This window comes from Sphingomonas sp. (genome assembly GCF_036269755.1).
In the GTDB taxonomy this organism is placed as follows: Bacteria; Pseudomonadota; Alphaproteobacteria; order Sphingomonadales; family Sphingomonadaceae; genus Sphingomonas.
On the sequence record NZ_DATBDV010000009.1, the window covers coordinates 235,026 to 258,271 of the forward strand.

Annotated in this window: 15 protein-coding genes; 12 read left to right on the forward strand and 3 right to left on the reverse strand. The window is 63.6% G+C overall.

Going from position 1 to position 23,246, the window contains the following annotated elements:
* Positions 1 to 18 precede the first annotated feature (18 nt).
* The 3 genes from VH326_RS07810 to VH326_RS07820 all read left to right on the forward strand — a co-directional run bounded on the left by VH326_RS07810 (position 19) and on the right by VH326_RS07820 (position 4,949).
* Complete coding sequence (locus VH326_RS07810; RefSeq protein ID WP_329631242.1) at positions 19 to 1,116, forward strand: efflux RND transporter periplasmic adaptor subunit; 1,098 nt, start codon at positions 19 to 21, stop codon at positions 1,114 to 1,116.
* The gene (locus VH326_RS07815) at positions 1,113 to 4,232 is read left to right on the forward strand and encodes a CusA/CzcA family heavy metal efflux RND transporter (RefSeq protein ID WP_329631243.1); all 3,120 of its coding nucleotides are present in this window, start codon (positions 1,113 to 1,115) and stop codon (positions 4,230 to 4,232) included. Before VH326_RS07810 ends, VH326_RS07815 begins: the two co-directional genes overlap by 4 nt.
* A gap of 264 nt (positions 4,233 to 4,496) precedes the next feature.
* Positions 4,497 to 4,949: an FAD-dependent thymidylate synthase gene (locus VH326_RS07820; RefSeq protein WP_329631244.1), complete on the forward strand. Its 453-nt coding sequence runs from the start codon at positions 4,497 to 4,499 to the stop codon at positions 4,947 to 4,949.
* A 471-nt stretch (positions 4,950 to 5,420) separates the two neighbouring features.
* Here the strand turns inward: VH326_RS07820 and VH326_RS07825 are convergent, their stop codons facing one another.
* The 3 genes from VH326_RS07825 to VH326_RS07835 all read right to left on the reverse strand — a co-directional run bounded on the left by VH326_RS07825 (position 5,421) and on the right by VH326_RS07835 (position 12,758).
* Positions 5,421 to 5,819 (reverse strand): DUF2147 domain-containing protein, encoded by a 399-nt coding sequence (locus VH326_RS07825; protein WP_329631245.1) that lies wholly within the window; start codon positions 5,817 to 5,819, stop codon positions 5,421 to 5,423.
* A 485-nt stretch (positions 5,820 to 6,304) separates the two neighbouring features.
* A complete protein-coding gene (locus tag VH326_RS07830) occupies positions 6,305 to 10,075 on the reverse strand; it encodes a hypothetical protein (RefSeq protein ID WP_329631246.1) in 3,771 nt (1,256 codons plus the stop codon).
* Between the two features lie 697 nt (positions 10,076 to 10,772).
* On the reverse strand, positions 10,773 to 12,758 hold the full coding sequence (locus VH326_RS07835) for a hypothetical protein (RefSeq protein ID WP_329631247.1): 1,986 nt from the start codon (positions 12,756 to 12,758) through the stop codon (positions 10,773 to 10,775).
* Positions 12,759 to 13,465: 707 nt separating this feature from the next.
* Here VH326_RS07835 and paoA point away from each other — a divergent pair.
* The 9 genes from paoA to VH326_RS07880 all read left to right on the forward strand — a co-directional run bounded on the left by paoA (position 13,466) and on the right by VH326_RS07880 (position 23,172).
* Entirely contained in the window at positions 13,466 to 14,104 is a 639-nt protein-coding gene (paoA, locus tag VH326_RS07840) for an aldehyde dehydrogenase iron-sulfur subunit PaoA (protein ID WP_329631248.1), read from the forward strand.
* Positions 14,101 to 15,054, forward strand: a complete 954-nt coding sequence (locus VH326_RS07845) for a xanthine dehydrogenase family protein subunit M (protein WP_329631249.1) — start codon at positions 14,101 to 14,103, stop codon at positions 15,052 to 15,054. The genes paoA and VH326_RS07845 overlap by 4 nt, the downstream gene beginning before the upstream one ends.
* On the forward strand, positions 15,051 to 17,270 hold the full coding sequence (gene paoC / locus VH326_RS07850; RefSeq protein ID WP_329631250.1) for an aldehyde oxidoreductase molybdenum-binding subunit PaoC: 2,220 nt from the start codon (positions 15,051 to 15,053) through the stop codon (positions 17,268 to 17,270). The genes VH326_RS07845 and paoC overlap by 4 nt, the downstream gene beginning before the upstream one ends.
* 372 nt (positions 17,271 to 17,642) lie before the next feature.
* Positions 17,643 to 17,852, forward strand: coding sequence for a DUF3489 domain-containing protein (locus tag VH326_RS07855; RefSeq protein ID WP_329631251.1), 210 nt, complete (start codon positions 17,643 to 17,645; stop codon positions 17,850 to 17,852).
* A 30-nt stretch (positions 17,853 to 17,882) separates the two neighbouring features.
* Complete coding sequence (locus VH326_RS07860) at positions 17,883 to 18,329, forward strand: DUF2924 domain-containing protein (RefSeq protein ID WP_329631252.1); 447 nt, start codon at positions 17,883 to 17,885, stop codon at positions 18,327 to 18,329.
* A complete protein-coding gene (locus VH326_RS07865) occupies positions 18,322 to 19,986 on the forward strand; it encodes a recombinase family protein (RefSeq protein ID WP_329631253.1) in 1,665 nt (554 codons plus the stop codon). The genes VH326_RS07860 and VH326_RS07865 overlap by 8 nt, the downstream gene beginning before the upstream one ends.
* A 397-nt stretch (positions 19,987 to 20,383) precedes the next feature.
* Positions 20,384 to 21,799 carry an integrase family protein gene (locus VH326_RS07870; protein WP_329631254.1) on the forward strand — a complete coding sequence of 472 codons (1,416 nt, stop codon included), beginning with the start codon at positions 20,384 to 20,386 and terminating at the stop codon, positions 21,797 to 21,799.
* 28 nt (positions 21,800 to 21,827) lie between these two features.
* Complete coding sequence (locus VH326_RS07875; protein WP_329631255.1) at positions 21,828 to 22,052, forward strand: helix-turn-helix domain-containing protein; 225 nt, start codon at positions 21,828 to 21,830, stop codon at positions 22,050 to 22,052.
* A 4-nt stretch (positions 22,053 to 22,056) separates the two neighbouring features.
* Positions 22,057 to 23,172, forward strand: a complete 1,116-nt coding sequence (locus tag VH326_RS07880; RefSeq protein ID WP_329631256.1) for a hypothetical protein — start codon at positions 22,057 to 22,059, stop codon at positions 23,170 to 23,172.
* Positions 23,173 to 23,246 lie beyond the last annotated feature (74 nt).

The following is a 23,246-nucleotide window of genomic DNA, read 5'->3' on the forward strand; positions in this document are numbered from 1 at the left end:
GCAGCCGCCGCATTCGCGATGCTTCTCATCGCGGGCTGCTCGACGCCACCCGACGCAGCGGAGAACGCCAGCGACGCCGTCGCCAACGTGCGCCTGACCAAGGCGCAATTGAGCCGCGTCACGCTCTATACCGTGGTGCCGCTCGGCTATCGCCAGCGGATCGAGGCGCCGGGGACCGTGGACTTCGACAACGATCAGGCGACCGCCGTCGTCTCGCCGTTCAGCGGGCCGGTCACGCAGACGTTGGTCTCGCTCGGCCAGCATGTGGTCAAGGGCCAGCCGTTGGCGCTGGTCCAGTCGGCCGATTTCGCCGCGGCGGTCGGCACGTATCGCAAGGCCATTGCCGCCGCCAATACCGCGCGACGCGTTGCCGATGTCGACCGCGACTTGCTTGCGCACAACGGCATTGCCGCACGCGAGGCCGCACAGGCGCAGACCGATGCGGCGGGCGCCGACGCCGACCGCGATGCGGCGCTGCAATCTTTGCTCGCGCTCAACGTCGACGGCGGAACGATCGGCAAGATCATGGCGGGACGAGCCGCGCCCAACAGCGGCGGGATCATTCGCGCGCCCGTGTCGGGAACGATCGTCGACAAGCAAGTCACGCCGGGCCAGCTGTTGCAGGCGGGGACCAGCCCGACCTTCACCGTCGCCAACCTCTCGCAGGTCTGGGTTTTCGTCCAGCTCGCGAGCAGCGAGCTCAGCGCGATCCGCCTCGGCGACGAGGCCGACATCGATCCGGGAGCGGGCAACGGCGTGGTTCATGGCAGGGTCGAGAACATCGCGGCGTCGGTCGATCCCGCCACCCGCGCGGTCGCGGCACGCGTGGTCGCGCCCAATCCGGGCGATCTTCTCAAGAAGCAGATGTACGTCAATGTCTCGATCGAGTCGGGCCGCGCCAGTACGGGTCTGCTGGTGCCGGTATCGGCGGTGCTTCGCGACGACCAGAATCTGCCGTTCGTTTACGTGGCCCAGCCCGACGGAAGCTTCGCTCGCCGCCACGTCCAGCTCGGTTATCATGACGCCCGGCGCTACGACGTGACGACCGGGCTCCAGAATGGCGACCGGATCGTAGTCGATGGCGCGATCTTCCTTCAGTTCATGCAAAGCCAATGAGCGGCGATCCGCCAACGGCGCCGTCGACCGGCTCGTCGTTCATCAACCGGATCGTCGCGACCAGCCTCGAGCAGCGAATCCTCGTGCTGTTGCTCGCGGTCATCCTGATCGGCGCAGGTGTTCGGGCGTGGACCCGTTTGCCGGTCGATGCCTACCCCGATCTGTCGCCGCCGAGCGTCGAGATCATCACGCAATGGCCGGGCCACGCTGCGGAAGAGGTCGAGCGGCAGATCACCGTCCCGATCGAAAACGGGATGAACGGCATTCCCAAGCAGAACGTCGTGCGGTCGGTTTCGCTCTATGGTCTGTCGGACGTGGTCATCACGCTCGACCAGGACACCGACCGCAACTTCGCGCGGCAACAGGTATTCAACCGGATCGGCGATCTCGACCTGCCGACCGGGGTGACGCCGTCGGTGACCCCGCTCACCTCGCCTTCGGGTCTGATCTATCGCTACACGCTGCAAAGTCCGGACCGATCCCCGACCGAATTGAAGACGTTCGAGGATTGGACCGTCGAGCCGCAATTCCGGTCGGTAGCGGGCGTCGCCGATGATTCGGGGTTCGGCGGCGGCAGCTTGCAATATCAGGTCTTGCTCGACCAGTTTCGCTTGGCGGGCGCCGGTCTAACCGCGCAGCAGGTCGAGAGCGCGCTGGCCGCGAACAACGACAATGGCGGCGGCGGATTCTATACCCAGGGCGGCCAGTTCTATTACGTCCGCGGTCTCGGGCAGATCGAGACGCTCGACGATATCGGCAACGTCGTGGTCGCCGTCCACAACGGCGTCCCCACCCTCGTCAAAGACGTCGCCCACGTGACCCTCGGCATCGCGCCGAGGCTCGGTCAGTTCGGGATCGGCAAACAGGATGACGCCGTCGAAGGCGTCATCATGCTTCGCACGGGCGAGAAGACGCAGGAAGTGCTCAAACGCGTTGATGCCAAGACCCGCGACCTCAACGAGAACGTGCTGCCCAAGGACGTAAAGATAGTCCCGTTCTACGATCGCTCCGACCTCGTGCATGAGACCGTCGTCACGGTCGAAGGCAATTTGCTGCGCGGCATGCTCCTCGTCGTCGCGATCCTGATCTTCTTCCTCTACGACGTCCGCGCCGGGCTGATCGTCGCGGTTACGATTCCGCTGGCGCTGCTGTTCGCCTTCACCTGCCTCGACCTCCAGAACGCCTCGGCCAACCTGCTCTCGATCGGCGCGATCGATTTCGGGATCCTGGTCGATGCCGCGGTCATCATGGTCGAGAATATCTACCGCCGGCTCGCCGAACGCAGCGACGATTCGCCCGGGATCGTCGAGACGATCCGTGATGCCGCCGCCGAAGTCGATCGGCCGCTTTTCTATTCGGTGATCGTGATCGGCGTCAGCTTTCTGCCGATCTACGTTCTGTCGGGGCCGTCGGGCGTGCTGTTCAAGCCGATGGCGGACACGATGATCTTCGCACTGATCGGGTCGCTGATCGTCACGCTAACGCTCCTGCCGGTGCTGTGCTCGTGGCTGATGCGGCGCGGCGTGCGCGAACGCCGCAACGCGATCTTCGAGCGCATCCGCTCGACCTATACGCGCGGGCTCGATCGCTGCCTCGCCCGTCCTCGCCGCACTGTCGCCGTCTCGGGTATCGTCCTCGCACTCTCGCTGGTCCTCGCAATGTTTACCGGCGCGGAGTTCATGCCGCACTTGGATGAAGGCGCTCTGTGGGTCCGCGCGACGATGCCATACACGATCTCGTTCGATGAATCGGCCAAGATTGTCCCGAAGGTGCGCGCGATCCTGGCGTCCTTTCCGGAGGTAACGACGGTTGCGTCGGAACACGGCCGCCCCGACGACGGCACCGATGCAACCGGATTCTTCAACGCCGAATTCTATGTTGGATTGAAGCCGTACGCGCAGTGGCACGGCGCCTACCACAGCAAGCCCGAACTGATTGCAGCGATCAACAAGAAGCTCGAAACGTTTCCGGGCATCAGCTTCAACTACACCCAGCCCGCCGAAGACGCGGTCGACGAAGCCGAGACTGGTCTCAAGAGCGCGTTGGCAGTCAAGGTGTTCGGTCCGGACCTCGATACGCTGCAGGCCAAGGGCAAGGCGATCAAGGCGGTGCTCGAGCGCGTCCGCGGGATCGGCGACGTCACCTTGGTCCAGGAGCTTGGGCAGCCGAGCCTGACGATCAAGATCGATCGCGCCAAGATCGCGCGCTACGGGATCAATGTCGACGACATCAACGGCCTGATCCAGACCGCAATCGGCGGCGACGTGGCCACGCAAGTGGTGCAGCGCGAAAAATCGTTCGACCTGCTCGTCCGGATGGAGGGCCGCTATCGTGACGATCCCGTGGCAATCGGCAACATCCTGGTAGCGACGCCTGACGGGCAGCACCTCCCATTGAAGGAATTAGCGGACATTTCGGTGCAGAGCGGCGCCTCGTTCATCTATCGCGAGGACAATAGTCGCTTCATCGGAGTGCAGTTTTCGGTCGAAGGGCGCGACCTCGCTGGCGCTGTCCGCGACGCGATGGATCAGGTCGCGACCAAGGTTCAGGTGCCGCGCGGCTATCGGCTCGACTGGGGCGGCGAATATAAGGAGTATACCGCCTCGCGGTCACAGCTGATGGCGATCGTGCCGATCACTCTCCTGCTGATCTTCCTGCTGCTGTTCATGCTCTACCGGAATTTCAAGTTCCCCGCGATTACGCTGATAGGGGTGATGATGTCGGCACCGGTCGGCGGCATATTGGCGCTGTGGCTGACAGGAACGCCGTTTTCAGTGTCGTCGGGGATCGGGTTCCTCGCGCTGTTCGGCGTGTCGGTCCAGACCGCTCTAGTCTACATCTCTTACGTCAACGAACTGCGCCTTAACGGCTCCTCAATCGAGGAGGCCATCCGCCAGTCCGCCATCCTGCGACTACGGCCGATCATGATGACCGCATTGGTCGCGGCACTCGGCCTGCTCCCGGCTGCACTGGCGACGGGCGTCGGCACCGACACGCAACGCCCATTCGCGCTCGTCATCGTCAGCGGGCTGTTTGCCTGCCTGCTGATCATAATATTCCTGATGCCGGCGCTCTACACTCTAGTCGCGAAAGAGAACGACCGGCTCGAAGTTTAATGGCCGCGGGAATGCGCGTGCCGGTACTGTCAAACTAACCAGAGTGGGTTCGATCTAATTTTCTGGTGGTCAATAAGATGGATCGGCGTATTCCGCGCGATATTCGGTCCTCGACCGCGAGTTCTATATTCCTGAGCCGGAGCAGATTGCCCCTCAGTCTTCGGCGAACAGACAAGGTCGTTCGGACCCCCTGGATGCAAGCGCTGCTGGGGCTGTTCGATCGCTACTGCGCGACGATTCCGAACGAGCCTATTCCCACTATCTTTGGATGCTCAACGAAGACGGAAACGCGGACTTGAAGCAGAGCGACCAGGGGTGGCCCGCGAACTGGCCCGCGTCGGGCTGGGACTCAACACGTACACGCAGTGGTATTGGAAGGTCGATCTTCACAATCTTCTGTGGTTTTTGCGACTGCGTGCTGACCTGCATGCTCAATATGAGATCCGGGCATGCGCCGATGTTATTCTCAAAATCGTAGCCGATTGGGTTCCGCTAACGCATGGGGCATTTCTCGAGCATCAGATAAACGGATACGCCCTGTCGGCGAGTGCCGTCGAACTCTTGCGCCGAGCGATCCCGGGCGATCCGATAGCGTTCGACAAGTCCGGCCTTTCCCGTCGAGAGTGGGATGAGCTCGACGCGGTGTTGGGGCTATCCACCCGCGAGACCGCTTCCTCCTATGTCTGTTGGTGCAGTCCGCGGATGCACCGCGCCTAACATCAATCGCGGCGAGTGACATCGCGCACGCTTCCGATGAGGCGCTTCTCGGCGCTTTGGCGAGCAACTCGCCTTCGCAGTCGAGCCCGCGCAACGTGGGCTTGCCCTCAAGAGCGGACTCCATCGTGCAGAGACGCTTTCGCGTTAGTCTGCCAGCTCCTCCCCGATCGATACGCTTCCGCTCACCCGGCGCGCAAAGCTATTGATGATGTTCGAATCCGTGATTTCCCTGCCCGCGATCGCGCTTGTCGCCCCGAGAGCAGTGAATGTTCTTCCGTAGAACACGCTGCTGCTGACCGGCGCTAGAACGGCAGCTTTTGGTCCCTCCCCGACAGCAGTTGAATGACCGCAACTAGGGCGCATACTGCCGCGCAGCGCCTCCCGGCGAGGCTGCCGGCTTGTGATCCAACTGCGGACGATCACTCTCGCGCCGCCGATGGCTTAGTCCCGTGGCGCGACCTCAGCGTCTCGCTAGTTAATACGCTTCCAGGTCTGCGCCCTGCAGCCGACGCCCGGCAACAGACATCCCTCGCCAGTGAGCGTACGACTATCTGTCGCCATTAACGTGCCGGAGAAGGTGCGGCCGATGTCCGGGACGAACACTTCGCCCGCCCAACGGCCTGGCGACTCCTCCACGAAGTCACGGAACAACTGCGCGCCAACCAATCGCTCGGTGCCGCCGCGTTGTGCGTCGGCTTTCGCCTTTGCGCTCGCCCAGACCACAGTGCCGCAAACTGCCGCACCGCATCGTTTGAATGCGACGTGCACCGAATTAGCCGGGTTCGCCCACACGCCCGGCGGTGGTGTGCCAGTAGCCGCATTGCCGGGTAGTCCGAACGCCGCCAACACGATGCCGTATTTGAAAGGCATACTTACCTCCTACCACGACGAGAACGTCGCGGTGGTTCCGGCGTTCCGGCCGAGCCACGTCAGATAAAGGTCCCAGCTGACGAGGCGTGCCAGGGATAAATCGCCCGCTAGCGACTGGCGGCTAACGACCCACTTGCGGTCGCCCTCGGCGAATGTCGCCTCGCCTAGAAACTTCACTGCCGCGTCGGCCGCGCGCTAAGATCGGTGGGTGGCTCCGCCCTAGTGGAGCCGCAATGAACCTCCGTGTCCGCAGATTATGCTGCCATGACCAACAAGCTGAAGCCGCCCAAGGGCGCGAAACACGCCGGTCCGATCGAGCGCACCGACCCGGCATTGGCGCAGCGGCGGCGCATCAGCTTCGGCCGCGATGAACGACCGCAACGGGGCGTTTGCCAACATCGGGCCCGGGACGTACTCCGGCGAAGACTTACCAAAAAAAGGCGCCCAGCTTTCACCGGGCGCCCATATTCTAACGTCGGCTTGAGTTAGAAGCGGAAACCGCCGCGCAGGCCGTAGCCGCGGGTGTCGCCGAGGTCGCCCCACACGCTTAGCATCGGGCCGCCCTTCTTGCCGCCGGCGATGCCGCCTTCGATCCGCACCCAACTGCCCTTGCCGGGCCCGTCGAGCGCGCTCACCGCCGAGCCGCTACGCAGCTGATAGCTGGTGTCGCCACGGAATTCGTGGAAACCGCGCGCTTCGATGAACGGCGCGACGTCGCCCGCGAAGCTCACGCGGGCGTGAACCTGCCCGCGCATGCTCTCCATCCGGTTGGCATCGAAGGTGATGTTGCCGAAGTTGAACGTGTCCATGTCGGTGCGGACGTAAGCGATGCCGGCGCCCAGATCGAAATTGATCTTGTCGGCCCCGCCGGCGCGAAAGCCGATCTCACCCTGGGCACCGGTGCTGTGGCCGCGTGGGCTGGCCATGCCCGCCTGGATCGCGCCGTTGTCGATCTGGGCACGATAATCGTCCCGCTTGATCAGTGCCGAGGCATAGATGCCCGAGGTCATGCCGAACTGCGCATAGGCGCCGTAGTTCATGCCCTCGGTCACCGTCCGCGTCGCCGCGTCGCTGGTCGAGGCGGCGCGTTCGTAGCCGCCGGTCACGCCGATCACGAAGTTCGCCGTGCCGAAGTCGATCCCGGCCTGGGCCCCGCGATAATCGGTACGGAGGCGATCGGACACGTTGAACGACGTGCCGAACGCCGTAGCGGTACGGCTGCGGTCGCCGGCGGTTTCGCGGTCACCGCCGAGCTGCGCCCAGAAGCCGATCGGCCGCTGTCGAGCCTCGCCGAAGCTGAGTCGGCGAGCGCTGGCGTACGACGTGTAGATGTCGGCCGACTTGTACCACAGATCGCGCGCCTGGCGACCGGCGAATACCATGTCGTAGGTGCGGGCATCGGGCGTCGAGACGATATACGCATCGCCGCCGCGGATCTGGATCGCATAATTGACCAAGCCGTAGTTCGAAGCGCCGCCCAGCACGAACTGCCCGGCGGTCAGGTTGTTGAGCGTCGAGTCGACGATCACCGCACCGGTCGTGTCGATTACCGGGTTGAGGACGTTGGCCAACACCGTGGTCGTACCCGTGGTCGTGCCCCCGATCACCAGACGGTCTGCCGTGATCACCCCGGTCCCGCCGACATCGACGCCGAGACGAGCGGCACCCGTCGCGACATAGTTCGAATTGGCGAGGTTGACGACGTCGTTGGTGGCGCCATCGCGCAGGTCGATCAGGCCGCCGGCATTGTTAAACGTCTCGAGGTTGCTGACGACCGAGGTGCCGTTGAACGCAGTCAGCGTGCCGGTGTTGTTGAGAACGTCGGTGCCGGTCAGGAAGTCGAGCGTCGCCGGCAGGGCGAAGGTGCCCTGGTTGTTGAACGTGTCGTTACCGGTGGTGAACGTCAGCGGACCGACGATCGTCCCGTTGGCGCCCAAGGTCAGCGTGAACGGGCCGCCCGCGAGCACGGTGTACGGCGTGGTGCCGCCGGCGTTGCGCAGCGTGCCGTTGACGACGAGCGTGTTGCCTGCGGTGCCCTGCAGGTTGACGCCCTGTAGGCCGTTGGTGGTCGTCCCGGCGCCGATCGTCACGAACGTCGTGCCCGCCGTTGTCGCGCTGATGCCGGTGCCGGTGCTCGACGCGAGGTTGCCGTTGGCGTTGACGACGACGTTGGCGCCGCCGGTCGCAATCGCGAGGACGGCATCGCTGTTGGCCGTCACGGCGCCGGTGTTGATCGTAACGAGACCGGAGGCGGCGGGCGCCGACGACGTTACGACAATGCCGCGCGACCCCGCGCCCGTCGCTAGCGTCGTGCCGCCACTGACGGTGGTTGTTCCTGCCGTGTTGGCGACGCGGATCGCGATACTGCCCGCGCCGGTGGCGCTAACCGTGCCGCAAGCCACGTTGGTATCGCCACCTGCCGAGACGAGGACGGCCGTGTTGGCCGCGCCGGTCGTCGACACGTTGCCGCAAGTAACCGCAGCGGTGGTGACACCAGTGATCCTGATGCCATTCGAACCCGTCCCGGTGGTGGTGATCGACCCGGTATTGGCAAAGGTCAGCGGGCCGGTCCCGGTGATCTCTACCGCGTTGCCGGTGCCCGTCGTCGCCGCGCCGGCGACGGTGGCGTTGATCGCGCCCGCGCCGCCGTTGATGCGCAGCGCGTCCGCGCCGTTGGCGGTCTGCTTGCCGCCGGTGAAGGTCACCGCGCCGTTCGAGTTGATCACCGTGCCGGTCGCGCCGGCTTCGCTCGCGGTGACGGTTCCGGTGGTCAGGGTAACGGCGTTGGCGCCGGCATTGACGGTGACGCCATTACCCGTCGTCGCAACGTTTCCGATGGTCAGGTTGACCGGAGCGGTAGAGTTGATGATCGCGCCCTGCGCGCCGAGGCCGCTCGTGGTGACGTTGCCAAGGTTGCCGGTCACGCCGTTGGCGTTGAGCAGCGCGCCGGTCGCGCCGTCGCCCGTGGTCTTCAGGGTCGCACCCGAACCGCGCAGATTAAGCGTGCCGGTCGAATTCGACCGCAGCGCCGTTCCGATCGTGGTGACGTTGCCATAGCCAGCGTCGATCGCGCCCGTGCCGGTGATGAGGTCGATGCCGGCCGCACCGACGCCCGCCGGGTTAGCGCCGCCGGTAACCGTCCCGGCATTGACCGTGATCGTGCCCGTCCCCGAGGTTTGCGCGAAGAGAGTGGAGAAGTTGGTGTTGCTCGAAGCCGCGGACGCGACCGTGATCGCGATGTTGCCGCCGTCCGGCAAGCCGAACGACTGGGCGTAGACGGCGTTGTTGCCGACGTTAGTCACCGCGCCGCACTTGATCGTCAGGGCACCGTTGCCGTTATTCTGGGCAAATACCGCGGCCGAGCCGGGGCTGTTCGAAGTCACGTTCCCGCAACCGATATCGACGCCGCCGACGGTGTTGAACACCGATCCGCCGACGCCCGATCCGTTGGTGCTGGTCACATTCCCGGTACGGACGACGACGCCGCCGGTCCCGCCTGCCAGCGCCTGGCCGATCACGCCGAAGCCGTTGGTGGTAGCGACGTTGCCGGTCGTGATGCTGACGTTGTTGCCATTTGCGAGGACGCCCGAAGCGCCGGTGGAAATGTTGCCGGCAACCACCGTCGCGTCGGACGTGGCCGCTGCGGCTACGCTAATCGCGCGGTCGGTGGTCGTGATGTTGCCCGCGGTGATGTTGACGAAGCCCGTCTGATTAATCGCCTGGATGCCCCGGCTGGTCGCCCCCGTCGTCGTGATGTCGCCGGTCTTGAGCGTCAGGTCGGTCCCGCCCGTCGAAAGCACGCCGAACGAATTTGCGCCGCTGGTGCTGATGTTGCCGACGGTTACCGTAGCGGCCTGACCGGCGGTGTTGAGCTGGAGCCCGTTGGCACCTACGCCGCCGGTGGTGGTGATGTTCAACGGTGCGCCGCCGCTGACCGGCACGAAGGTGAGCGCGCCGCCGGTCGAGGTTAGGTTGACCGCGGTCAACCCGGTCGTCGCGATCGGACCGGTCGCGGTATAGGTCGTCGTCGAGGGGGTCGTCGTGTCGGCGGTAACGAGCCCCGGGCCCGGAACGGTGTTAGTACCCGGCGTGGTGCCGGCAGTCAGCACCGTATTTGCGCCATCGACGCAGTTGATCGTGGTACCGGTCTGCGAGCAGGTCGTACTCTGAGCATACGCGCTGGCTGGCAGCAGGAACACCCCGGCCGCAGCTGAAACGCTACCGAGCAACGCGCGGCGGACTATCGAATTCGTCAACTTTATTCTCCCTGTAGTAGCGGGAGGCGCATAGAAAACGCGCCTTCCAGCAAGATCTGGGGCGGGTACCCGCACCCCAAGGAGGAGGTCAACGTAATAAAGGCTTGAGAAAAATAATAATTTTTGGAACCATTTCGTCGATGCGGTTTTGCCTCCACCCGGCCAGCCGGCCTCCCCCTCGGCTCTCGAAACCATCACAACGGCACGAGAAAACGTACCGGCAGCTTGGTGATTCGATCGGCGCCGCCGCGGCGATGCTCCCCGACTGGACGGCTCACGCAGCTAACCGGCCTCCGCCTCACGGCCAGAATTGCCGCTCCCAAAACCGGGCGGTGCGCACCCGCGCGCAGTGGGTTGGCGGCTCGAGCAGCATGCAGGCCCGCCAATCTGGCAGCCGCCCCCAAGTGTCGATCTCGACTTCATACGGTGCGCAGTCTTGCAGGTGGGCCGAACCCATTTTCATAGAGAATTCGGTGACCCCGCGTCGTTCCTGTCTGACCGCCACTTCTCAACGGACGCCGCCATGTGCAAGTGTAGCGATTGATGCGCTATCACGGAGCGGCAGCTTTTGGGGCGGGATCGCGTCGCACTGAACGACCGCAATTGGGGCGCATTGCCGAACAACAGCTTCCGGAAGAATTGCGGCATTCGACACGCCACGATGATTATCGATGCGCGCCGATCGGGGACGCAGACTTTAGCCGGTTGAGGCACCGTCAGGCGGAACGCCTGAGTTCGACCCAAGTCGCTCAAGCACAATTGCAGACAGCGTGTTCAGGCGCTCCGTGATCGAGTCGACGCGACTTGTTAACGTGTTCTCGCGATCTCTTCGGTCTGCCTCGCGATGCTCGCGCTCGACCGCGATTGCGAGCGCACGGGCAATCGGGTCGGCAAGGTCGCGCAAAGCGGCGCGTTCCTCGTTGCCGTAAAAGCTGCCATCCGGACGCGGTCCGAGCAATAACCATCCGACAAGGCCAACGCCGTCTCCCCTCAGCGGAACGCGCACCGGAAACAGCGGGTCCGCGCGGTCACACAGCAGGTCGGTTTCTGCATCCATCATCGATTTGTTCGCGGTCCACCACGTCTCCACTGAGCGCGCGTCGACGTCGCGCGTTTCGACCACCTCGTCGTTCATCATCACCGCCCCGTGATGTGCACGTACCCCCTTCTCCACGCGGGCCAGCATCGCGTCAGTGAGCACCCGCGGGCTAGCGGTCGCGCGAAGGTCGCCGACAAGTTGCGGCAGGCCGATGCGCAATTGCACCAGGCCACTGCGAAAGCGGTGCTCGGCCCACTGCATAACGCGGTGATGCATCGGCACCATCATCACGGCGGCGATGGCGGCACCGAGCCCGCCAGCGAGCACGCCGAGTTGCTCGCCGAAATATTGTTCACCCATAATCTCAATCACCTTTTCGCTACCCGCGAAAACGGCCAACAGCGAAATGGTCAGAAGGCTGTACGCGACGGTGAGGCTAATCGTCGCCTCCGCATCGTACAGCCTGTACCGCAACAGCGAGACGACGAGGCCCAGCGGCAAAGCGACGAACGCCAACAACTGAAGCAGCTGGAACGCGATGAACTGCGGCACCGCCCCATCGAGATTCACGTTGCTGTTGAGCAGGCCCATATAGGCAGCCGAAGCAATGGCACTGACGGAGAAACCGAGCACCACCCATTTGATTTGCTGACGTGCGCGGATGTCCTCAATCAGTCGATAGCGCTGCTCCAGTCCGATCATGGCGACGCCGCCAAGAAGGAGCAGCGCCGTCGCCGAGATCGCGCCGCTGGCCTGCGCATTCGCCGCCACGCCGTGTGCGATCCTGGTTGCGATGGTGACTGGGATCGCAGCGATCAGAACGATACGCGACCATCTAGACTCGAAGTTGCCGTCCGGAAAACCGGCCGCGGCGATTATGACTATGCACTGGCCGGCCGCCAGCATGTCGCTGGAGACGTTCACCGGTACCTGCCACAGCGCGAGCAACCAGAAATCCGACACGGGAATATTGCACAAGAGGAGGAACCCGATCGCAAACAGCATTGCTTCCGGATCGGTCGAACGGCGACTGAACAGCAACAAGGATGCCCCGAGCAAAAAGAGCGGAATCACCTCGATGCCGAGAAACGTCGCGATCGCGGAAAGCCACAGGGGCAACGTGCTACGGAAGTCAGGTGTGAGCCACGGATGCGGTGCGCGCGGCATGGTATGGGCGACGACACTGCCGTCGGTGCGGCGAGTGGTGATCAAGGCGCTGTCACCGCGGATGGCCGCCAGTCTCTGGCCGATGTCGAACTCCGTCGCGTCCCGTCGTAGCTTGGTCCCCTGGATCGCGATGATCACGTCGTTCACACGCAGGCCGCGCTTTTCAGCCTCCGGGCTGACCCATCCGATATAGGGGGGCGCGCCGATGTTGACCGAACTGAACGTGCGCAAGCCCCAGGTTGCTTCGGCGGGACTATTCCGAAAGAAGTCGAGCCCGTTGAAGATCACGCTGCCGCCGACAATGATCGCGGTTAAAATAGCAAGCGCGACATATACCAGCCGCACCGCCGTCCCGAGCGAGCCGTTAAGTTGCGGCAGACCTCGCGCTCTCTGCACCGAAACACCCCCTTGGCCGTCGAAGGAGGTTGCTACCACGAAACGATCCGTCGCGGCAGCGGCGCATTTGAAGATGCGCACCGGTCGGCACTGTCAGCCCGCCGCACGCCCAAACGCCTCGTCGTCGAGCCAGCGACGAAGGCCTCCCCGGTTTGCATCCCCCTAGCGGTCGCCGTTGCTTGGCCGCGGAGGCAACGTCCGCTTTAGAAAAAGAGACCGACCGCTCCGAACGGCTGGAACTGTGGGGCGTAGCGGTCAGGGCCGCTCCCCTCCGCCGCTCGTCAAGGCGTCAATCGTCCTCGCGGGGCTTGCCGTCTTTTCCGAGATTTCTGTGCTTTGTGCGGCGCGACGGGATCTGGACTGGATTCTTCTTCTTCCATTCGCCCCAAGTCATGGGTCCATCGGCTGTTTGGATGATCGTATCGTCTGCCATCTGCGCCAAGATACACGAAATGCTGGCGCCGCGCACCCACCATGCCGACGCAACGGCGCGGCCGCTTTCAGCAATTCGCAGTTCGCGTTTAACGTCTGCAATTGGGCGCGTTGCTGTCGCTATATGGTTGTTCTGGAGGGCGGCCTTGAAGAGGATCGCGGTATGACGCCCGTGCGATTTCTTGTGCCGCTTGGGTCAATTATCCGCTCAGTGCGTTTGCGTTGGATAAGATGCCCGAAGCGGGCGGAGTTCGTGGAGGCAGCGGTCCGCTAGCTCGCGGGCGCCGGGGCGCCCGCACCCGGATCGCGCTGCTTGACCAGGTGCAATAGGGAACCAACGGAAGGACGATGCAATAATGTCAGATGTGCCCAACCTGGCAGTATCGCGTCGAGCCCTGCTCGTGGCCGGCGCGGCTTCTGCTGTGGTTGCCGCCGGCCCTGCGGATGCAGCCGAGGAGCGAGCCCCCATGTCCGACAGCCCCCCGGAGATACCCGTCTCCCTTGAAGTGAACGGCAAGCAACATGCGCTATTGCTCGACACGCGAACGACGCTCCTCGACACGCTGCGCGAGCACCTCCATTTGACCGGCACAAAGAAGGGCTGCGATCACGGCCAGTGCGGCGCATGCACGGTGATCGTGAACGGCGTGCGAATTAATTCTTGTCTCAGCCTCGCCGTTCAGCACAACGGCGATCAGGTAACCACGATAGAAGGTCTCGGCACGCCGGACCGGCTGCATCCAATGCAGGCTGCGTTCGTCAAGCACGACGGATATCAGTGCGGCTATTGCACGCCAGGGCAGATTTGTTCGGCGGTCGCAGTGCTCGATGAGATCAAGCGTGGCGTGCCGAGCCATGTCCAGGCGGACCTGGCTGCCCGGCCGCACGTCACCAATATGGAACTCCGCGAGCGGATGAGCGGCAACATCTGTCGTTGCGGGGCCTATTCCAACATAGCCGAGGCGATCGCCGAAGTCGCGGGAGCGCAGGCATGAAGGCCTTCACTTATCAGCGGGCCAAGGATCCAACTCAGGCAGCGCGCGCCGTCGCCGAGCGACCCGGCGCCAAGTTTCTGGCAGGGGGCACCAATCTGCTGGACCTCATGAAGATCGAGGTGGAGACGCCGGTTCACCTGGTCGACGTGCAGGACCTCAAGCTCGATAAAATCGAACCAACCGACGCGGGCGGGCTGCGCATTGGCGCGCTGGTGACCAATACTGATCTTGCTACAGACGCCCGAATTCGCCGCGACTATGGCGTGCTTTCCCGCGCGATCGTGGCGGGCGCATCGGGACAGCTCAGGAACAAGGCGACCACCGCCGGAAATCTGCTCCAGCGCACCCGGTGCCCGTATTTCTACGATACCAACTTGCCCTGCAACAAACGCCGACCGGGCTCCGGCTGCGCCGCGATCGGGGGAGTGTCGCGCCAGCTCGCGGTGATCGGCTCCAGCGAGCACTGTATCGCGACCAACCCATCCGACATGGCGGTCGCCATGCGCGTGCTGGATGCGGAGGTGGAGACGGTCGACGCCAGGGGGGCACCCCGGTCGATCCCGATCGCCGAGTTCCATCGCCTGCCTGGCGACACGCCGCACATCGACACCAATCTGCGGTTTGGAGAACTCATCACCGCCGTGACGCTACCCAAGCCGATCGGTGGTCATCAATTCTACGAGAAGGTCCGCGATCGCGCGTCATACGCCTTTGCGCTTGTGTCGGTCGCTGCCGTAGTCGAGAAAGACGGCACCGGCCGGGTCGCGCTGGGCGGGGTCGCGCACAAGCCGTGGCGTGTCGAAGCAGCGGACGCAGCGATGCCTCAGGGAGCAAGCGCGGTAGCCGCCCGGCTGTTTGCTGGCGCCGATCCCACTCCCGACAACGCTTTCAAGGTGCCGCTCGCCGAACGGACACTCGCCGCAGTGATCAATCAAGCGAGTTCCACATGAAGTTCGAAAAGCCAGAAGGCCGCAACGTCATCGACCGTATGACCGTCGTTGGCAAACCGCTCGACCGCATTGATGGACCGCTCAAGACCACTGGCACTGCGCCCTACGCGTACGAGCATCACGGCGAGGTCACGAACGCAGCGTACGGGTTGGTCGTGGGGTCAGGAATCGCCAAGGGTCGCATCCGGTCGATCAAGCTGGACGCCGCCAAAGCCGCTCCCGGCGTGCTTGCGATCGTCACCGCCGCCGACGCCGACAAACTCGGCAAGGGCAATTTCAATACGGTCAAGCTGTTCGGTGGCCTTGAAGTCGATCATTATCATCAGGCTGTCGCGGTCGTCGTCGCGGAAACCTTCGAACAGGCCCGCGCGGCGGCCGCGCTGGTGCGAGTGGACTATGAGCGCGCGAAAGGCCGGTTCGATCTCGACGAAGCCCTCAAGACCGCTCCGCTGACCGGCGGCGACAGCAAGGAGGGCAGTGGTGCGCCGGCAGTCGAACGAGTCGGCAAGTTTGAGGAAGCGTTCGCCGCAGCGCCGTTCAAGCTCGATGTCGAATATTCGACCCCTGACCAAACCCACGCCATGATGGAGCCGCATACGTCGCTTGCCGCATGGCAGGGTGATCAGCTGACGGTGTGGACGTCCAGTCAAATGATCAATTGGGGTCGATCCGACCTGGCGAAGACGCTTGGGATACCCAAGGAAAAAATTCACTTCATGTCGCCGTATGTTGGCGGTGGATTCGGCGGCAAGCTGTTCCTGCGCGCAGACGCCGTGCTGGCGGCGCTTGGTGCAAAGGCGGCCGGTCGGCCGGTGAAGCTGGCGCTGCAACGGCCATTAGTCGCAAACAATACGACACATCGCCCGGCGACGCGGCAACGTGTCCGTATCGGCGCCACCAAGGACGGCACAATCACGGCGATCGCGCACGAGAGCGGCTCGGGCGACCAGCCCGGGGGGCAACCGGAAACCGCGGTCAACCAGACAAAACTACTCTATGCTGGCGCCAATCGGATGATCTCAATGCGACTGGCGGTGCTTGATCTGCCGGAAGGCAACGCCATGCGCGCGCCTGGCGAGGCGCCTGGACTGATGGCGCTAGAGGTCGCTATGGACGAGATGGCCGAGAAGCTCGCGATGGATCCGGTCGCGTTTCGTATCAAAAACGACACCCAGGTCGACCCTGAGAAGCCGGAGCGTCGCTTCTCTGAGCGCCAGCTCGTTCGCTGCTTGCGTGAAGGCGCGGATCGGTTCGGCTGGTCGCGGCGTCATGCAAAGCCCGGCAAAGCGCGTGATGGCCGCTGGCTGGTCGGAATGGGCGTTGCCGCTGCCTTTCGCAACCACATCAACTTCGTATCGGGTGCGCGAGTCAGGCTGGCTCGCAACGGTTCGATTACCGTCGAAACTGACATGACCGACATTGGTACGGGTAGCTACACCATCCTTGCTCAGACTGCGGCTGAGATGATGGGCGTGCCGATCGACGCCGTGGCGGTGAAGCTCGGCAACTCTGCCTATCCGGTATCGGCTGGATCTGGCGGACAGTTTGGCGCCGCAAACTCGACCGCGGGCGTTTATTCGGCCTGCATCAAGCTGCGCGAAGCCGTAGCTCAACGACTCGGGTTCAACTCCGCGGATGCGGTCTTTGAGGACGGCAAGGTCAGGAGTGGCAACCGATCGGCGAAGCTCGCCGAAGCAGCCGCCGCCGGCGAGTTGGTCGCGGAGGACAAGATCGAGTTCGGCGATCTCGAAAAGAGCTGGCAGCTCTCCACCTTCGGCGCACACTTCGTCGAGGTCGGTGTCGATGCTTATACTGGAGTCACACGCGTACGCCGGATGCTCGCGGTCTGCGCGGCGGGACGCATCCTCAATCCCAAGTCGGCGCGCAGCCAGGTCATCGGCGCAATGACTATGGGCGTGGGCGCGGCGCTGATGGAGGAACTTGCGGTAGACAAGAGGTTCGGATTCTTCGTCAATCACGACCTGGCGGGGTACGAGGTGCCTGTCCACGCCGACATTCCTCATCAGGAGGTAATTTTTCTCGATGAGGCAGATGACAAGGCAAACCCGATGAAGGCGAAGGGCGTGGGCGAACTTGGCTTGTGTGGCGTTGGCGCGGCGGTTGCGAACGCGGTCTACAACGCGACCGGCGTCAGAGTGCGCAATTATCCTATTACCCTCGACAAGCATCTAGAGGGCTTGCCGACGGTCGCTTGAACCTCATACCGGTTCTTGGCTGAGACGCGTATTGTAAGATTGCATTGAGCGGCGTCGCCATACCAACCAGTCTGCTACGCCAGGCATGGCCGCACCCCATTACAGGTCTGGCTACCAATGGCCGTTTTCCACCCAAAAGCAGACGCTCCGCGAAAGTCTGGCCTACGGTACCACGGCATCGGGCGGGCGATGTCGTTGCGGACCGTCGGACCGAGCTCAGCCCGACGAAAATCCACTCGACTTGGTGCCGAACAAGAGCATTGGTGTCCGCGTGAGTCGCAGCCGAGTGGCGCGACAGCCCCGACCGGCGTGACCGGCGGGGCTCTGGGTGGTGGGAGCGGCGTGTCGCCGCTTCCTGACCTGGGAGCCACCATGACCAAACGTAAAAATATCCAGCCTGCACTTGAGCCGGTGAAGAAGACCAAGGCCGCTCTCGTGCTGGAGTTGCTCCAATGCGACGGCGGCGCGACGCTCGCAGAACTGGTTGAGGCAACCGGCTCGCTGCCGCACACCACGCGCGCGGCATTGACCGCCTGCGCAAGAAGGGCCGCGCGATCGTCAAGAGCGAACGGGATGGCGTGACCTGCTATCGTATCGTCAAGGCCTCGTAGCATGGCCCGGATCGACGATCAGGTCAGCGCGATCGAAACAATGCCCGCGGTGGGGTTGCGTAATGCCTGGCAAGCAGAGTTCGGGGAGGCAGCGCCATCGCTGTCTTCCTCGCTCTTTCGTCGAGCACTGGCCTCCGCCGCACAAGAGCGTTCGCTTGGCAGTCTGCCGGCCGCGACACGAAAGATATTGGAGGCAATGGCCAAGGCCGATGCTCCCCCTCCCGATCCGGCGATTAAGCTGAAGCCCGGCACGCGTTTGGTCCGCGAATGGAACGGCATCGTGCACAACGTGCTCATCATGGACAACGGCGTCATGTTCGGCGAGCAACGATACGGTTCGTTGTCCGAGGTGGCCAGAGCGATCACCGGCGCACATTGGTTCGGGCCTCGATTCTTCGGCCTGAAACGACCGGCGAGACCTCCAGCCAGTGGCGCAAAACATGGCTAAACCCGGTCCTCGGACCGAACAGCGGAGCGCCGGGATCGCAGGGCATGTGCGCTGCGCGATCTATACCCGCAAGTCGACTGAAGAAGGTCTCGATCAGGAGTTCAACAGCCTCGATGCCCAGCATGAAGCATGCGCCGCCTACATCCTTAGCCAGCGGCACGAAGGTTGGGTGCTCTTACCCGGTCGCTACGATGATGGCGGATTCTCCGGCGGGACGATGGATCGTCCTGCGCTCAAGCGCCTGCTCGCTGATGTGAATGCGGGTCAGATCGACGTGATCGTTGTCTACAAGGTCGGTAGACTCACCCGGGCCTTATCGGACTTTTCGAAGATCGTCGAGGTGCTCGACGCCGCCAATGCCAGCTTTGTCAGCATCGCCCAGGCGTTCAATACGACGTCAAGCATGGGACGGCTGACGCTCAATGTGCTGCTCAGCTTCGCGCAGTTCGAGCGCGAAGTGACCGGGGCGCGGGTCCGCGACAAGATCGCCGCCTCCAAAAAGAAGGGTATGTGGATGGGCGGGCCAGTGCCGCTTGGCTACGATGTTCGGGAGCGTAAGCTCGTCGTGAACGAGAATGAAGCCCAAACGGTCCGCCTGATATTTGAACGCCACCAAACAGTGCAGACGTTACGAGCGCTAGCCGATGACCTCCGGGCGAAAGGAGTTCGATCGAAACAAAGAACGATGCGCAACGGGCGCGTCACGGGCGGCTGCCCCTACCGGGCAGGTACGCTTCTCCATCTCCTGCGCAACCAGATCTACCTCGGAAAGATCAGGCATGGGGAGCATGTCTATGCCGGAGAACATGAGGCGGTCATCAGACAGGATATTTGGGAAGGATCACAAGAACTGCTCAATCAATCGGCAGCGCGTCCGCGCACGGGCCAAACCAGCCTGCTCGCGGGGCGCTTGTTCGATGCGGAAGGGCGCCCCCTCATGTCGGCGCACGCGATAAAAGGACAGAAGCGGTACCGCTACTATGTGTCGCGCCCAGCTGACGCTGCCGTGGGCGAAAAGTGGCGGCTGCCAGCCGGTGATCTTGAGTCGATAGTGGCTGGGGAGCTTGAACGTTTTCTCCGGAATCCCAGTCGCGTCAATTCGGTATTGGGCGACGCCGGCGCTCGACGCGACACCGGCATGCGAATTGAGCAAGCTGCTTCTGGCCTCGCGCAGAAATCACGATTGAACGAATTTCTCCGCGACCTTGATGCGGTGGTCTCCGTCTCGCAAGGAGCGATCGAGATAACTTTGGACCCCGATCGCTTGGCCAAACTTCTAGTTGGTCGCATCGAATACCCTTCGACCGAAAGACTCACTATTCGCTTCCCCGCCACGCTCAAACGAATAGGCCACGAGTTGCGTCTCGTTTACCTGGCAGCTGATGCTCGACCGCGCGAGTGTGATGAGCGGCTAATAAGGCTTGTGGCCAATGGTTGGGCTGCTTGGGAGCAACTGCGGATGGGCCCGAAAATTGCTGATGCGACGAAGCGCAGCCATTTGACCCGCCTCGCGCGTCTAAGATTCCTCGCACCTGATATCGTCACCGCCATCGTCAACGGACGTCAGCCCGTTGAATTGACCAGCCGCTCACTTCTCCGGATCTCTGAGCTTCCGCTGGCGTGGAGTGCTCAACGGGAGGTTCTCGGATTTAATTGAAGCCGACGTCCACGACTGCCAACTTCAAATCAGACACAGGACAGCAACACGGCGCCGGGAGACGAACGTGCGCATTCTGCCTTGGATCGCGATGGCCGTTCCGGTCTCTGTCCTCACTGCGAACGGGATAACCCCCAAAGCCCGCGAAACTGCGCCGCTTCCGGCCGCCAGCCTCCTGGCCTGCCAAAATGGCGGGGAGACTTGTAATGCGTGGTGCTGCCGGTGAGGATTGAACTCACGACCTCAGCCTTACCAAGAATCGTGAAGTGGATAATCATACAAAACTAGACTTCATCCTACTTCATCGTTCGGCATTATCTCGCTGAAAACCTTCGATTAAAGTTCATCGCACTTCATCATAGCTGACCTTGCCTAATTTCAGCGTGATGGCCCGGCGATGACCAATCCGGTCTGCCAAAACTGGGAGATCGATTTGGCGGCCGATGGTTCAAAGCGACGCGAGAAGACCACCGCGCGCATCAGCAAGTCAACCGTGGACGCGATGGCGCGCCCTGCCTCCGGCACGCGGGGCATGCTGTGGGACACCGAGGTCAAGGGCTTCGGGGTGCGTATCACGGCCAACGGCGTTCGCACGTACGTCCTGCGCTACCGGATGGGAGGCGCCGACACGCCCCAGCGGATGCTGACGATCGGACGGCATGGATCGCCCTGGACCGCGGAGCTTGCGCGAAAGCGCGCGGTCGAGCTGCTGGCGCAGGTGCGGCTTGGGACCGACCACGTGGCAGAGCGAGACGCCGCGAAGGCCGCGGCCGTCGCCGACCTAGACGCCCGGGCCGACCGGATGTTCGCCGCGTTCGCCGACGCCTGGATGAAGGACCACGTCCAGCGCGACGCGCTGCGCAGCGAGACGGACATCAACGGTGTCGTCGAACGGGACCTGAAGCCGGCGTTCGTGGGCAAGACGATCGACGAGATCAGCAAGGCCGACGTCACCGCGATGCTCAACGCGATCGGCGCGCGCAGCGAGGCCGCGGCGAACAAGGCGCACAAGTGGCTCCGGGCGATATACAACTGGATGATCGAGAAAGGACACATCGACCGCTCGCCGCTCGACCGCATGAGCCCGCCTTTCAAGGAAGGCGAACGCACCCGCGTCCTGCGGCTCGGCGAGCTGGTCGTGCTCTGGGTGGCGCTCGAAGCGGTGGTCGAGCCGTTCCGCACGTTCCACCGTCTTCTCATCCTGCTCGGACAGCGGCTGCGGGAGACGGCGGGCGTCCCTTGGGACGAGCTGGACCTGGATGCGGACGACTGGCTGCTTCCGCGCAAGCGCACCAAGAACGCCAACGACCACCTCGTACCGCTGTCGATCCAAGCGATCGAACTCCTCGAGGGAATGCAGCCGGACAAGAAGCTCCGGCGCGGTCACGTGTTCACGACCAACGGCCTCGTCGGCATCTCCGGGTTCAGTAAGGCGAAGATCGCCATCGACGATGCCGTGGCGAAGCTGATCGCCTCCGACGAACGCGCCCGCGCGCTGGTGCCCGATGGCTTCGAACCATGGGTCATCCACGACATCCGGCGGTCGCTCGCGACGGGCTGCCAGGCGATGGGCGTGGCGATCGAGCACACCGAGGCGATCCTCAACCACGTCAGCGGCAAGCGCACGGGCGTCGTCGGGATCTATCACTTGCACGACTATTATGACGAGAAGGCGGAGGCCCTCGACGAGTGGGGCGAGCTGATCGCCGCCGCGCTGACTTGCTGGGAGGCTGGCAACATCGATGGAATCAGGGCTTTGGACCCCGCGCGCAGGCGACGCCGTCGTCGGAAGCAGAAGCTAGAGATTGACTAGTATGTCATAACATACTAACTTCGCTTGCATGGACCTCCCTTCGCCAATTGTGGATTCGGACGACGACGAGTTCGATACTGACGAGGCGGCGGAATATCTGGGCTGCTCGGCCGGATACCTTGCCAATCTCCGAAATTGGGGCTCGGGCCCGACCTTCCACCGCAAGTTCAAGCGTCGGGGGATATTTTATCTCCGCTCGGACCTAAGGGCCTACAAGCTCAGGAACGCCTTCCACTCGACGACAGAGTACTGAAGCGATGCCAACCGAGACAAACGTGCCGCGCGACCGCGAAGATCATTCCCCGGTTCTGGACGACGTCGGCGTCGGAACCACGTGGCCCGACCTGCGCTACGGCGACCTCGAGAACCTGCTCGTCGAACTGAGCGGCGGTGACAAGCGCAGCGTGCTGGGCCGGTTCCGCAACCTCCGCCAGATGCCATTCCCCGACGCGATCCGCACGGGAATGGGAAACAGGGTCGGATACAACCTGCCACGCGTGCTCGCGCTCTGCTCGGTGTTCGAACTCAACGCGCTATTCATACCCCAGTCCCACGCCGTCGCTATCGTGCAGGACATCTGGCCGGAGCTGGTGCGGGGCTTCATCTCCGCCGCCGTCGAGCTGGGTCTCGCCGTACGACCCGAGCAGATGCCCCACGGCCTCTCGGCCACCGTGTCCATCATTCCCGACGGCTTCGCATCGGCAGGACAGCCCTCGGCGACGGCCAGCCTCCTCACCATGGAAGCCATCGTCGAACCAGACGAGGAAGCGACCGCGATCCGCTTGGACTGTGCCGGACTGATGGCGCTCATGGCGCCGACCATCACCGCCGCCTCGCGCGACCCGGACGAGGCGGCACACGCATTCGCCGAACTGAACCGAAACTTCGGCTGGAGCCAGAGGGCCATCCCGCAGCGCGCGTCGGTCGCGGAGCTCCTCGGCGGCTCGAACTTCCTCGACCAGGGTCCCTATCTCGGCCGCGCCGACGCGTTCCTCCGCCTCGCCGCATCGCTGATCAAGGCGCGCGACGACGAAGCGCAACCGCGCCGCCGTTCGCGCACGGCTGCGCAGCGGCTGCTCGACTATCTCGGGCGGCCCGCCCCGATCGACGAGTGGAAGGGCGAAATCGGGACGGAGGAGGGTCGACCGCGCGTCAAGCACCAGCTCGCCGCCATCGGCGAGTTGGCTGGACTAAACGTCACCACGAAGTGGCCCGACGTCATCCTGACCGCCTCCGCCTCGCCGCTCGAGGACGCGTCGCAGACGATCGCCAGCGCGCTCAAGTCTGAAGGAGCGGCCCGGGCGGCATGGATCGAGAAGGCCCGCGTCAGCGCGGCAGCGAATGCGACCTCCAACCGCGGGAAGTCGAAGTGAGGGCGTCGCTTGGCTTGCTGACGGAACGTGGCGCCTGCCTCGCCGCTGACGGGTGCAGCCGACCAAGCGAGCGT